Source organism: Streptococcus mitis, assembly GCF_047462815.1.
Classification (GTDB): Bacteria; Bacillota; Bacilli; order Lactobacillales; family Streptococcaceae; genus Streptococcus; species Streptococcus mitis_DO.
Genome location: NZ_JASHFB010000005.1, coordinates 98487 through 110564, shown reverse-complemented (window position 1 = coordinate 110564; position 12078 = coordinate 98487). Strand labels below are relative to the sequence as shown.

The following is a 12078-nucleotide window of genomic DNA, read 5'->3' as shown; positions in this document are numbered from 1 at the left end:
TCTTGCTTCACGTCCATTTCTAAATTTTTGCTACATTCTAGTATATCATAATTTTCTTAAGCTTTAAACGGCAAAATGTGGTAAAATAGAAGAAATCAAAAACTAGTGGAGGAAGCTATTATGCCATTTGTACGCATCGATTTATTTGAAGGACGCACGCTCGAGCAAAAGAAAGCTCTTGCTAAGGAAGTAACAGAAGCTGTTGTTCGCAACACTGGAGCCCCTCAATCTGCTGTCCATGTCATCATCAACGACATGCCAGAAGGAACTTACTTCCCTCAAGGGGAAATGCGTACCAAATAAACTAGCTTAAGCAGAATTGCTTAGGCTTTTTCAATCTCCAAGTAGCATCCATTGAAGAAATAGTTCAAATTTGTTACAATTTGAAAAGAGACTTGGAAAAATTTCCAAGAAAAGAGTTATTGATTAAAGGAAACATTATGATTACACGTGAATTTGATACCATCGCTGCTATCTCTACTCCACTAGGTGAAGGAGCAATTGGTATTGTCCGCTTAAGCGGAACAGACAGTTTTGAAATTGCACAAAAGATTTTCAAAGGGAAAGACTTGAGTCAGGTTGCTAGCCATACCCTTAACTACGGTCACATTATTGACCCTCAGACTGGTAAAATCATGGACGAAGTCATGGTTGGAGCCATGAAATCTCCAAAAACCTTCACTCGTGAGGATATTATCGAGATTAACACCCACGGTGGTATTGCCGTGACCAATGAGATTCTCCAGCTAGCTATCCGTGAAGGAGCTCGGTTGGCTGAACCTGGTGAATTTACCAAACGTGCCTTTCTAAACGGTCGCGTAGACTTGACACAGGCTGAGGCGGTGATGGATATCATCCGTGCTAAGACTGACAAGGCTATGAACATTGCGGTCAAACAATTGGATGGTTCCCTTTCTGACCTTATCAACAATACCCGTCAAGAAATCCTCAATACACTCGCCCAAGTTGAGGTTAATATCGACTATCCTGAGTATGACGATGTTGAAGAAGCGACTACTGCTGTGGTCCGTGAAAAGACTATGGAGTTTGAACAATTACTAACCAATCTCCTTAGAACAGCCCGTCGAGGTAAAATCCTTCGAGAAGGAATTTCCACTGCTATTATCGGACGTCCCAACGTTGGGAAATCAAGCCTTCTCAACAACCTCTTGCGTGAGGACAAGGCTATCGTAACAGATATCGCTGGGACAACACGTGATGTCATTGAAGAATACGTCAACATCAACGGTGTCCCTCTCAAGTTGATTGATACAGCTGGTATCCGTGAAACAGACGATATCGTTGAACAAATCGGTGTTGAACGCTCTAAAAAAGCTCTTAAGGAAGCTGACTTGGTTCTACTAGTGCTAAATGCCAGTGAACCACTGACTGCTCAAGACAGACAACTTCTTGAAATTAGTCAGGATACTAACCGTATTATTCTACTTAATAAAACAGACCTGCCTGAAGCGATTGAAATTTCGGAACTACCTGAAGACGTTATTCGTATTTCAGTCCTTAAAAACCAAAACATCGATAAGATTGAAGAGAAAATCAACAACCTCTTCTTTGAGAATGCCGGTTTTGTTGAGCAAGATGCTACCTACTTGTCAAATGCCCGTCACATTTCCCTGATTGAAAAAGCAGTTGAAAGCCTACAAGCTGTTAACGAAGGTCTTGAACTAGGTATGCCAGTTGACTTGCTTCAAGTTGATTTGACTCGTACTTGGGAAATCCTCGGAGAAATCACTGGGGATGCTGCTCCTGATGAACTCATCACCCAACTCTTTAGCCAATTCTGCTTAGGAAAATAAGAAAAATCCATGATCGTTCTTGCGGTCATGGATTTTATTGTCTTATTAGTAATCTGGTCTTAAGACACCTGTTACGGTTGCTTTAGTTGCTTCGTAGTCGCCATCTACAACAACCTTGATAATGCGTTTTGCATCTTCTTCTGGTGCTGGAACTAGAGGTAATCGAGTTGGACCAGCTTCAAATCCCATATAGTTGAGAACGGCCTTGACAGGAGCAGGACTTGGATATGAGAAGAGGGCATTAACCTTAGGAATGAATTTACGTTGAATAGCTGCGGCTTTCTTCATATCGCTTTCTGCAATGGCAGTAAACATCTCGTGCATTTCATCCCCATTTGTATGTGATGCAACAGAAATAACCCCATCCGCACCAAGGTTCATGGCATGGAAAGCATCTCCATCCTCACCAGTATAGACCAAGAACTCTTCTGGTTTATGCTCAATCAAGTAAGCCATATTAGCCAAGCTAGTACATTCTTTGACACCAATAATATTTGGATGGTCAGCCAAACGAAGCATAGTTTCGGGAGTTAATTCGACAACCACACGACCTGGAATGTTATAGATAATAATTGGTAGGTCAGAAGCATCTGCAATGGCTTTAAAATGCTGATACATTCCTTCTTGAGAAGGCTTGTTGTAGTAAGGCACAATAGCAAGCCCAGCAGCAAAACCACCAAACTCTGCTACTTCTTTGACAAACTCAATCGAGTCACGCGTATCATTGGTACCTACACCCGCAATCAAAGGAACGCGTCCATTGACAATCTTTTGTACAGCTGCAAACAATTCCAACTCCTCATCGTGGGTCAAAGTTGGACTCTCAGCAGTGGTCCCTGCAAGAAGAATTCCATCTGTATGATGGGCCAATAAATGCTCAATCAAGGCTGGAATGGCATCAAAGTTGATGGAACCATCCTCGTGGAAGGGAGTAATAAAGGCTGTGATGATTTTACACTCTTTTAAATCTTGATAAGACATGAAAACACCTCTCTATTTCAAAGAAGGAGTTCATCTGAACTCCTAAACGATATGACTATTTTAATTCAAATTTCAATTCAGCTGTTGGACGAACCAAGCCACGTTCATGAAGAGTTTCTGCAATCTGAACTGAGTTCCAAGCAGCACCTTTGAGAAGGTTATCTGAAACAACCCACATGTGAATTCCTTTTTCTGCATCCAAGTCTTTACGGATACGACCAACAAAGGTATCACGTGAACCAACTGCATTGATGGCTTGCGGATAGATTTGATGAGCTACATCATCTTCGAGAACAGCACCTGGGAAGGCTGCGATAGCTGCTTTTACTTCTTCGATTGGAGCCACTTCTTTTGTTTCGATATAAACTGACTCAGAGTGAGCTGACAAGACTGGAATACGCACACATGTTGCAGATACTGCAATGCTGTCATCTTCCATGATTTTCTTAGTTTCCTTAGTCATCTTCATCTCTTCGTAAGTGTAATCATTGTCAGTGAAGACATCGATTTGTGGAAGAGCGTTAAAGGCAATAGGATAATGTTTCTTGTCACCGCCTGAAGGCAAGATTTCCGCATGCAAATCACGTGGGGTTACACCATCATTCAAGACTTCACGAAGTTCACGTTGTGTTTCAAGAATCGCTCCCATACCAGCACCTGAAACTGCTTGGTAAGTTGAAACGATGATACGATCCAAGCCCCATTTTTGACGGACAGGTTCAAGCGCCACCATCATTTGGATTGTTGAACAGTTAGGGCAAGCAATAATCCCGTTGTGGGCATCAAGTGCATGAGCATTGACCTCTGGAACAACCAAAGGAACATCTGGATTTTGACGGAAGTAAGATGTATTATCAACTACTACCGCTCCAGCTTTAACTGCGTATGGTGCATATTTAGCTGATGTAGAACCACCTGCTGAAAAGAGAGCAATATCAACTCCTTCAAAAGCTGTTTCAGTCGTTTCTTCAATCGTAATATCTTGGTCTTTAAATTTCAAAGTCTTGCCTGCTGAACGTGCAGAAGCAAGTAAACGAATTTTATCGATTGGAAGTGTTGATTCTTCCAACATTTTTATCATCTGAGCACCGACAGCACCTGTCGCGCCGACTACAGCAACTGTATATCCCATACATAACCTCTTTCGGAATTTTCTAAAAATTTCTATAATAGATGTATTATACTACTTTTTCCATGAATTGCAAAGCTTTTTCATCATTTTTTGGAAAATAAAAATCCCCAGTCGCTAGACCAGGGACTAAGAGGCATCTTCATGTGATGAGCAGGTTCACACAACTCATCAAGGTCCGCTCCTGCGTTATGACCTCCTTATGCTCAATAGTAGTCCGAAGACTACCTATCGACTCATCGCGTCTTCTATTCTACTAGATAGAGTCACTTTTGTCAACAGCCAAAACGCTTTAACTTCATTTATACAGGTCGATAAGAAAAACCTTGGTCTCCCAAGGTCATTTTGTTTCTATCATGCTAATTGCCGGGATTGAACCGGCGACCTCATCCTTACCATGGATGCGCTCTGCCAACTGAGCTAAATCAGCTTACTTGAAAAGTATACTACAGTTAGAAAATCTTGTCAAGTTTCCTAAGAAATTTTCCTAAAGAAAAAGCCAGGTAAGAGTCACCCAGCTTGTCTTCTTCTATTTGCTTAAATCAATTCGACGACCAATTTTACCAATGATAATCGCTCCAATAATCAATGAGGCAAATTCACCGATTCCTGTTGTAAACCAAGTAAGGAAAAATGGTAATTGCGCTACGATATTCAACTCAACAGCAATGGTAAACATGGAAATTGAAAAGAGGATTGAAAAGAAGAAATGATCTTTTCGAATCAATCCGTTAAAAAGATAATCCTTGCTGTATTTTGCAAAAAGCCAAACACCTAAACTGAGGAATACTAGGGTTGATCCACCACCAACAAAGACATCTAGCAGTCCGAAGCTAAAGAAATTAGCAATCATACAACCGATGGTAACTCCGATGATGTACTTAGGATTGTAAAAAGCCATAAAGTTCATCATTTCTGAAATACGGAACTGATAAGCACCATAGCTGATGGCATTTAGAGGCGGTGTGACAGTCAAAACGACATAAATAGCAGCAACGATTGCAATGTCTGCAACATCACGAATAGTTAATTTTTTCATCTTTTCTCCTTTAGCGGTTGCTCGCGTGTAATATGCTTGGTGAAAGAAGCTAAGCACCAAGGGTTGATTCATTCAACCTTACTAGTATAGCACAATAGCCTGCTTTATGCTATACTAAGAGCATGAAAAAACGCATTCAAAGTCTCTTCATGAATGAGCTCTTAGCCTATCTCTTTTTTGGCCTTGCAACAACTCTAGTTTCAATTCTCTCACGACTAATCATTTATCAACTAATACACAAAGAACTCCTTGCTACTGCCCTAGCGAATATTATCGGTATCCTCTTTGCCTTTATCACAAATGATACAATCGTGTTTAAGCAAACAAGGAAGAATCGACTTATCCGTTTATTGAAATTTTCTCTTGCTCGCCTTTCTACTTTTCTGTTAGATTTGCTCTTTACTTTTCTGTTTGTGACTCAATTTCCTCATATCATAGGGCAATTTGTAAATGAAAATCTTGATAAGATAAATGCAATTGAAACAGTTCTTGCACAATTGTTAATAATTATTCTTAATTACATTTTTAGTAAGGTATTTATTTTTAAAAAATAAGAAAAAATTTAAGCATATAGCTTGCAAGCATTTCTTAATTAATATATAATAAAGAGTAAAAATTTTGTAAAGGAATTATGAAAATGTTAAAAGATCTTAAAGCATTTTTGCTCCGCGGTAATGTCGTAGACCTTGCTGTCGGTGTGATCATTGCCTCTGCTTTTGGTGCTATCGTTACTTCATTTGTTAATGATATCATCACTCCACTCCTATTGAACCCAGCCTTGGAAGCTGCGAAAGTACAAAACATCGCTGAGCTTGCATGGAATGGTGTTACATATGGTAAATTCTTGAGTGCTATTATCAACTTCCTTGTTGTAGGTACTGTTCTCTTCTTTGTTATTAAAGCTATGGAAAAAGCTCAAAGCCTTACTAAAAAAGAAGAACCTGCTGAGGAAGCTCCAGCTGCTCCAACTGAATTGGAAGTACTTCAAGAAATCAAAGCGCTTCTTGAGAAAAAATAATCATTTAAAAGGATCTAGCACAAAGCTAAATCCTTTTTCTTTACTCTTTCGGCAACTTACCTGCTTTCTCTAGCATTTTCTTGATCAAATATGGCATCTTAACATTTTCACGACCTTTTTTCTCAATCAGTTTTTTCACAAATTCTGGCATTTGTAAATCTTGAGATTCATCTAAAATATTTTTAGTTTCATCCGAAGGGACTAACTCATCAAAGGTTTCTTCTTCTGGGAGAAATTCCTTAAACTCTTGATGTTCATTAGCTCTGACTGTATTAACCAAGGCATCAATCAAACGAGAATCCGTATTGGGCATTGGTGGACGATGGTAGTTCACACTCAATTCCTGACACAAATCATAACATTCCACATCATTATCAAACAAGACTTCAATATGCTCACTAATGAAGCTGATAGGAACAAAAATATAATGGTCTGGATGTTCTGTCTGTTCTCTGAGATACTCCAAAACATCTGGTTTAATCCATGGAATACCGATATCGCTCTCACTCTGCCAGGTGTTAGTATATTGTTCTGAACTCAATCCTAGTTTTTCAGCGACTAGCTTGCTATTTTCAAAAATTTGGTCAATATAAGGGTCACCAAAATCCAAGGCAAAAATGGGTACACTATGGGCTGAAAAGATGACTTTAAAGCTATCCTGCTTTACTTCTTCTTTTAAAATATTAGCAATTTCATCTGCCCAATAGTTTAGCAAGGCCTCTTCTTGATACCAGTCCTTAATGATCAAAAATTGAATTTGCTTGCTTTCTAAAAATTTCTCATACCCCATGACAGAGTAGAACGAATAATGGGGCTCCAAAATCAGGCAAATACACTGCTCAATGCCGTCTGCTTCCATCTGACCAATCACATCTGGAATAAAAGGTTTGGAAAATTTATTGGCAAAATAGACACTATACTCATTCCCCAGTCTAGCTTCTACTAAGGCAACTTCTTCACGGGTAATTCTTTGTAGAGGCGTACCTCCAATAAGTACATAATTATCATAGAGTGTTTGAATCTCGTGGTCTTGAGGTCTCACTCCACGACGAATATTTGTGAAAAAATCAGCTACACCTTCAAAGGTAATCTCTTCTGGCGAACCGAAAGTCATCATTAAAATTGCTTTTTTCATAACTGCTTCCTTGTGATGTTTTTATCAAATTTATTTTATCATGAATCCACTGATAAGTAAACGCTAACATAGAGAATTTCCCTAACTTCTGTCTTTTGTTTTTCTCTTCTTTCTATGATACAATGGAAAAAATGAATTCAAAAGGAGTTTTTTATGACTTATCCAAATCTCTTGGACCGCTTCTTAAGCTACGTTAAGGTCAACACGCGCTCTGATGAACACTCTACTACTACTCCAAGTACACAGAGTCAGGTTGACTTCGCGACCAATGTCCTGATTCCAGAAATGAAACGTGTTGGACTTCAAAACGTCTACTACCTTCCAAATGGTTTTGCGATTGGGACCTTGCCAGCCAATGATCCGTCTTTAACACGTAAGATTGGCTTCATCTCACACATGGATACTGCTGATTTTAATGCCGAAGGAGTCAATCCTCAGGTAATTGAAAACTACGATGGTGGTGTGATTGAACTTGGAAATTCTGGATTTAAACTAGATCCAGCCGACTTCAAGAGTCTTGAGAAATATCCAGGACAAACGCTCATCACAACCGATGGAACAACCTTGCTAGGTGCCGATGATAAGTCTGGTATTGCTGAGATTATGACTGCCATTGAATATCTGACTGCTCACCCTGAAATCAAACACTGTGAGATTCGTGTTGGTTTTGGTCCAGATGAGGAAATTGGTGTTGGTGCTAATAAATTTGATGCAGAAGATTTTGATGTTGATTTTGCCTACACAGTTGATGGTGGTCCATTAGGTGAGCTTCAGTACGATACCTTCTCAGCAGCTGGGGCTGAAGTGCATTTCCAAGGACGTAATGTCCATCCTGGTACCGCCAAAGGTCAGATGGTCAACGCCCTTCAGCTAGCAATTGATTTTCATAATCAACTTCCAGAGAATGACCGACCTGAGTTAACGGATGGTTACCAAGGCTTCTACCATCTAATGGATGTGACAGGTAGTGTCGAGGAGGCGCGTGCAAGCTACATCATTCGCGATTTTGAAAAAGATGCCTTTGAAGCACGTAAAGCAGCTATGCAGTCTATCGCTGATAAGATGAATCAAGAACTTGGGAGCGACCGTGTCACCCTAAACTTGACAGACCAGTACTACAATATGAAAGAAGTCATTGAGAAAGATATGACGCCAATTACCATTGCCAAATCTGTTATGGAAGACCTAGGAATCACACCTATTATCGAACCAATCCGTGGTGGAACAGATGGCTCTAAAATTTCCTTTATGGGAATCCCTACTCCAAATATCTTTGCTGGTGGTGAAAACATGCATGGACGTTTTGAATACGTCAGCCTTCAGACTATGGAACGTGCAGTTGATACCATCATTGGTATCGTAGCTTATAAAGACTAAAAATAGGCTGGGCAAAAACTCAATTTTAAGAGAAAATGAAGTAAATCTTCACACAATAAAACGCATAGTATAAAGTTTTCACACTTGATACTATGCGTTTTTTGATTATAAGTACGAATTATTTAGTATAATTTCTCTTTATTGATGAACTGCTTGGGCCGCTGTGATAAGGGTCAACTTGTAAACATCATCCGCATTACATCCACGAGAAAGGTCATTAACTGGCTTGTTCAAACCTTGCAAAACAGGTCCTACAGCCGCAAAACCACCAAGGCGTTCGGCCATCTTGTAGCCAATATTTCCTGCCTCGATACCTGGGAAGATAAAGACATTTGCTTGACCAGCTACTGTACTTCCAGGAGCTTTCAAAGCTGCAGTTTCGGGAACAAAGGCCGCATCAAATTGCAACTCACCATCGATTTCGAGGTCAGGGCGCAAGTCGTGAGCAATTTTAGTTGCTTCAACGACCTTATCGACGCTTTCACCAAATCCTGAACCTTTAGTAGAATAGCTTAGCATAGCAATTTTAGGCTCGATACCAAACATCTTAGCTGTGATTGCTGAGTTGATTGCAATTTCAGCCAAAGCTTCTGCATCAGGATTGATATTAATAGCACAATCTCCAAATAGGTAACGTTCCGTACCACGAACCATGAGGAAGGCACCTGAAGTACGCGTTACATTTGGACGAGTTTTAATGATTTGTAGGGCTGGGCGAACTGTTGAAGCAGTTGAATGAATCGCACCTGATACCATTCCGTCAACCAAGCCCAAGTATACCAACATAACACCAAAATAGTTGACATCTTCGACCAAAACCTTGCGTGCATCTTCTTCAGACATTTTGCCCTTACGACGCTCCACTAAAGCAGCAACCATTTCTTCAAATTGAGGATAATTTTGAGGGTCGATGACCTCATAACCATCCATGATCCCTTCAATTTCAAGATAAATTTTAATTTTTTCAGGATTTCCAAGCAAAACAGGAATCACTTCTGTTTCTTTTACCAAGCGTTTTGTCGCTTGAAGAATACGTGGCTCTTCCCCTTCAGGGAGAACGATACGAGCATTTTTGCCAACTAGGTTGGCTTTGAGACTTTCAAAAACTTCCATGAGTTTTTCTCCTTTAAGATAATAATTATACTCCAAATACTTTTTATAGAGTATTAGTTGATAACTGGGTAATTAGGTTACTAAAATCATCCGGCAAGGGACTTTCTAACTGCAAGTCTTGCTCTAGAAATGGATGATAAAAGGATAGGTAATGGCAATGCAAGGCCTGACGTTGGATGCCGTCGTCCAGGCTACCACCATACAAATCATCTCCCAACAAAGGAAAACCGATATGGGAAAAATGGACTCGGATTTGGTGGGTTCGCCCAGTATGCAAGCGAATGTCGACCAGGTGAATATTCCCATATGAAGCTACAATCTTGTAGGATGTATGGGCATACTTTCCACCTTTAGCCACTCTTCTGGTAATAATGGAGTCTTCATCACGCGCAATCGGAGCAATAATTTCTCCTTCCGGCTCCAAATATCCATCTCCTTTAACGAGGGCAAAGTAGCGTTTCTCGATAGATTTCTTCTGCAACTGCTTGTCCAATCGTGCATGGGCATAACCGTGCTTGGCAAAGAGCATCAAGCCAGAAGTGTCTCGGTCAAGTCTGGTCACAATGTGAACCTGCTGATTTTCGTAATTTTGCTTGACGTAGTAACCCTTGATAAAATTGGCAATGGTATTGGAGTGATTGACACTAGGAATAGAAGCCACTCCATAGGGTTTATTCAAAACTAGAAAATGGTCATCCTCATAGAGAATGTCTAATGGGCGCTCGATAGCTTCCAGAGTTTCAAAGCCTTCCTCAGCGGGAATATCGATAGTAACTCGGTCCCCAATATCCAATAGATACGTTGCATTTTGCGGTTGATCATTGACCATAATAGCTCCGCCTCGAAACTTAATCTTAGCTAGCAGCCCCTTAGAAACCTCGTGCTTTTTCAAGAAGGTCTTAACCTTGACATGTTCATCTGCGATAAATTCAAACCTCATTCATCCACCTCGCCGATGAAAGCATCCTTAACACGGTTCCAGAAACTGGTATGGCTAGGTGAGGCAACAAAGTGAATCTTATGATGGTCGATTTGATACTCAATTCGTTCAATATTGCGGAAGGAATAGACACTATTGTCAACCGAAATGGTATGGTAATCGTTTCTTGTAGGAATGAGTTCAATCTTATCCTTCTTAGGAACAATAATGGAAGAGCCCAACGTTCTATAAACACGATTATTAAGGCTGGCAATTTCCGTCAACTGAAGAGCTTCAATGGTAGGGTGTAAAACAGCTCCACCGAGCGACTTGTTATAGGCTGTACTACCAGTCGGGGTTGACACTGTCACCCCGTCTCCTCGAAAACGTTCAAAGGGAACACCATTGATTACAATATCTGCTACCATTGTTCGATCCGACCTTCGGATACTAGCTTCATTTAGTGCTCTAAAAATCTTAACTTCACCATTTCCAAGAAAGACCTTCACATTCAGAACAGGGTAAGAAACCTTAGCTCCGGTATCTAGCTGCAAATTAGTCACTAGCTTGTCCAACTCAAAATCACGATAGTCTGTATAGAAGCCCAAATGTCCAGTATGAACACCGATAAAACGGACCTTATCAAGTTGGTTTTCGTACTTATGAAAGGCCGACAAGAGCATGCCATCCCCACCAATGGAGATGACAATGTCCGGATTGGTATCATTGAGTATAAACTGATTTCTCTTCAAACGATCTCGCAATTCATACAAAACCCTTTGACTCTGCGGTTTTCTATTAGCTATCAGATCAATTCGTTTACCTGTATTCTTCATCTGTATCGTCACTGTTTCCTACACCGTCATTTAATTTTCTACTCAAAGGATCAAAAAGAGCCTGAGCTTCTTGAATATCATCTCGAATTTTACCCATTTCTTCATCCAACTGATGGGCAATTTTGGCCGTGATTTCCAGTCGCTTCTTTATCTCCTCTGGGAAATCCCCTTGGTACTTGTAGTTGAGAGAATGTTCTATCGTTGCCCAGAAATTCATGGCCAAGGTACGAATTTGAATTTCTGCTAAGATAGTCTTGGCTCCATTAATGGTATCAACCGTATATTCTACTACCACATGATAGGAACGGTAGCCTGATGCTTTTCGATGAGTAATGTAATCTCGTTCCTGTATGATCCGCATGTCCTGACGCTTGCGCAAAATAGCCACAACTTCTTGGACATCATCAACAAACTGGACCATCACACGCAAACCTGCAATATCCTGCAAATCGTGTTCCAAGGTCGCATAAGTAATCCCTCGACGGGCCATTTTTTCTTTTATACTCTCAATTGGCTTGACTCGACCAGTCACAAACTCAATCGGAGAATGCTTATTTTGTTTACGATATTGCTTACGAATACCACGTAGTTTAATCTTTAACTCACCAACAGCTTGAATGTAAGGATCTAGAAATTCTTCCCATTCTAAGGTCATATATTCTCCCTTGTTCTCATATTGTCCTTCAAAAATATCTTTGATTTTTTCTCCAGATTTAT

Annotated in this window: 13 protein-coding genes, 1 tRNA gene and 1 riboswitch; of the genes, 5 read left to right on the top strand and 9 right to left on the bottom strand. The window is 40.3% G+C overall.

Annotated elements, in window-relative coordinates; translation table 11 throughout:
- Nucleotides 1-120: 120 nt before the first annotated feature.
- Together QM865_RS04080 and mnmE are read left to right on the top strand one after the other, a co-directional pair.
- Nucleotides 121-303: a 4-oxalocrotonate tautomerase gene (locus QM865_RS04080; RefSeq protein ID WP_001117401.1), complete on the top strand. Its 183-nt coding sequence runs from the start codon at nucleotides 121-123 to the stop codon at nucleotides 301-303.
- A gap of 137 nt (nucleotides 304-440) precedes the next feature.
- Nucleotides 441-1814, top strand: coding sequence for a tRNA uridine-5-carboxymethylaminomethyl(34) synthesis GTPase MnmE (mnmE, locus tag QM865_RS04075; RefSeq protein WP_414306059.1), 1374 nt, complete (start codon nucleotides 441-443; stop codon nucleotides 1812-1814).
- A gap of 45 nt (nucleotides 1815-1859) precedes the next feature.
- Here the strand turns inward: mnmE and dapA are convergent, their stop codons facing one another.
- From dapA to QM865_RS04055, 4 genes are all read right to left on the bottom strand, one after another.
- Entirely contained in the window at nucleotides 1860-2795 is a 936-nt protein-coding gene (gene dapA / locus QM865_RS04070) for a 4-hydroxy-tetrahydrodipicolinate synthase (RefSeq protein ID WP_000121608.1), read from the bottom strand.
- 55 nt (nucleotides 2796-2850) lie between these two features.
- Nucleotides 2851-3927: an aspartate-semialdehyde dehydrogenase gene (locus QM865_RS04065; RefSeq protein ID WP_000542464.1), complete on the bottom strand. Its 1077-nt coding sequence runs from the start codon at nucleotides 3925-3927 to the stop codon at nucleotides 2851-2853.
- 354 nt (nucleotides 3928-4281) lie between these two features.
- Nucleotides 4282-4354 (bottom strand) — tRNA-Thr (locus QM865_RS04060).
- A gap of 99 nt (nucleotides 4355-4453) precedes the next feature.
- Nucleotides 4454-4963 carry a QueT transporter family protein gene (locus tag QM865_RS04055; RefSeq protein ID WP_414306058.1) on the bottom strand — a complete coding sequence of 170 codons (510 nt, stop codon included), beginning with the start codon at nucleotides 4961-4963 and terminating at the stop codon, nucleotides 4454-4456.
- Nucleotides 4961-5057, bottom strand: a riboswitch (PreQ1 riboswitch). It overlaps the preceding gene by 3 nt.
- 28 nt (nucleotides 5058-5085) lie before the next feature.
- Here QM865_RS04055 and QM865_RS04050 point away from each other — a divergent pair.
- Both QM865_RS04050 and mscL read left to right on the top strand, forming a co-directional pair.
- The gene (locus QM865_RS04050; RefSeq protein WP_061759156.1) at nucleotides 5086-5517 is read left to right on the top strand and encodes a GtrA family protein; all 432 of its coding nucleotides are present in this window, start codon (nucleotides 5086-5088) and stop codon (nucleotides 5515-5517) included.
- Nucleotides 5518-5600: 83 nt separating this feature from the next.
- A complete protein-coding gene (gene mscL, locus QM865_RS04045; protein ID WP_025171689.1) occupies nucleotides 5601-5981 on the top strand; it encodes a large conductance mechanosensitive channel protein MscL in 381 nt (126 codons plus the stop codon).
- Nucleotides 5982-6021: 40 nt separating this feature from the next.
- Here the strand turns inward: mscL and hemH are convergent, their stop codons facing one another.
- Complete coding sequence (gene hemH / locus QM865_RS04040; protein ID WP_061759157.1) at nucleotides 6022-7116, bottom strand: ferrochelatase; 1095 nt, start codon at nucleotides 7114-7116, stop codon at nucleotides 6022-6024.
- A 153-nt stretch (nucleotides 7117-7269) separates the two neighbouring features.
- Between hemH and pepT the strand changes: the two genes are divergently transcribed.
- Nucleotides 7270-8493: a peptidase T gene (gene pepT / locus QM865_RS04035; protein ID WP_414306057.1), complete on the top strand. Its 1224-nt coding sequence runs from the start codon at nucleotides 7270-7272 to the stop codon at nucleotides 8491-8493.
- 138 nt (nucleotides 8494-8631) lie between these two features.
- Here pepT and pta read toward each other — a convergent pair whose 3' ends face one another.
- The 4 genes from pta to QM865_RS04015 are packed head-to-tail and all read right to left on the bottom strand — an operon-like array spanning nucleotide 8632 to nucleotide 12016.
- Nucleotides 8632-9606 (bottom strand): phosphate acetyltransferase, encoded by a 975-nt coding sequence (gene pta, locus QM865_RS04030; protein WP_414306056.1) that lies wholly within the window; start codon nucleotides 9604-9606, stop codon nucleotides 8632-8634.
- 43 nt (nucleotides 9607-9649) lie between these two features.
- Nucleotides 9650-10546 (bottom strand): RluA family pseudouridine synthase, encoded by an 897-nt coding sequence (locus QM865_RS04025; RefSeq protein WP_414306055.1) that lies wholly within the window; start codon nucleotides 10544-10546, stop codon nucleotides 9650-9652.
- Nucleotides 10543-11361: an NAD kinase gene (locus QM865_RS04020; RefSeq protein WP_261037851.1), complete on the bottom strand. Its 819-nt coding sequence runs from the start codon at nucleotides 11359-11361 to the stop codon at nucleotides 10543-10545. The genes QM865_RS04025 and QM865_RS04020 overlap by 4 nt, the downstream gene beginning before the upstream one ends.
- Complete coding sequence (locus QM865_RS04015; protein WP_033683732.1) at nucleotides 11345-12016, bottom strand: GTP pyrophosphokinase; 672 nt, start codon at nucleotides 12014-12016, stop codon at nucleotides 11345-11347. The genes QM865_RS04020 and QM865_RS04015 overlap by 17 nt, the downstream gene beginning before the upstream one ends.
- Nucleotides 12017-12078 lie beyond the last annotated feature (62 nt).

What these genes read in the sequence shown, in the direction of transcription:
- QM865_RS04050 (WP_061759156.1), top strand. Translation starts at nt 5,086, where the DNA reads ATGAAAAAACGCATTCAAAGTCTCTTCATGAATGAGCTCTTAGCCTAT.
- QM865_RS04080 (WP_001117401.1), top strand. Translation starts at nt 121, where the DNA reads ATGCCATTTGTACGCATCGATTTATTTGAAGGACGCACGCTCGAGCAA.
- mscL (WP_025171689.1), top strand. Translation starts at nt 5,601, where the DNA reads ATGTTAAAAGATCTTAAAGCATTTTTGCTCCGCGGTAATGTCGTAGAC.
- pepT (WP_414306057.1), top strand. Translation starts at nt 7,270, where the DNA reads ATGACTTATCCAAATCTCTTGGACCGCTTCTTAAGCTACGTTAAGGTC.
- QM865_RS04015 (WP_033683732.1), bottom strand. Translation starts at nt 12,016, where the DNA reads ATGACCTTAGAATGGGAAGAATTTCTAGATCCTTACATTCAAGCTGTT.
- QM865_RS04065 (WP_000542464.1), bottom strand. Translation starts at nt 3,927, where the DNA reads ATGGGATATACAGTTGCTGTAGTCGGCGCGACAGGTGCTGTCGGTGCT.
- QM865_RS04055 (WP_414306058.1), bottom strand. Translation starts at nt 4,963, where the DNA reads ATGAAAAAATTAACTATTCGTGATGTTGCAGACATTGCAATCGTTGCT.
- hemH (WP_061759157.1), bottom strand. Translation starts at nt 7,116, where the DNA reads ATGAAAAAAGCAATTTTAATGATGACTTTCGGTTCGCCAGAAGAGATT.
- QM865_RS04020 (WP_261037851.1), bottom strand. Translation starts at nt 11,361, where the DNA reads ATGAAGAATACAGGTAAACGAATTGATCTGATAGCTAATAGAAAACCG.
- pta (WP_414306056.1), bottom strand. Translation starts at nt 9,606, where the DNA reads ATGGAAGTTTTTGAAAGTCTCAAAGCCAACCTAGTTGGCAAAAATGCT.
- dapA (WP_000121608.1), bottom strand. Translation starts at nt 2,795, where the DNA reads ATGTCTTATCAAGATTTAAAAGAGTGTAAAATCATCACAGCCTTTATT.
- QM865_RS04025 (WP_414306055.1), bottom strand. Translation starts at nt 10,546, where the DNA reads ATGAGGTTTGAATTTATCGCAGATGAACATGTCAAGGTTAAGACCTTC.
- mnmE (WP_414306059.1), top strand. Translation starts at nt 441, where the DNA reads ATGATTACACGTGAATTTGATACCATCGCTGCTATCTCTACTCCACTA.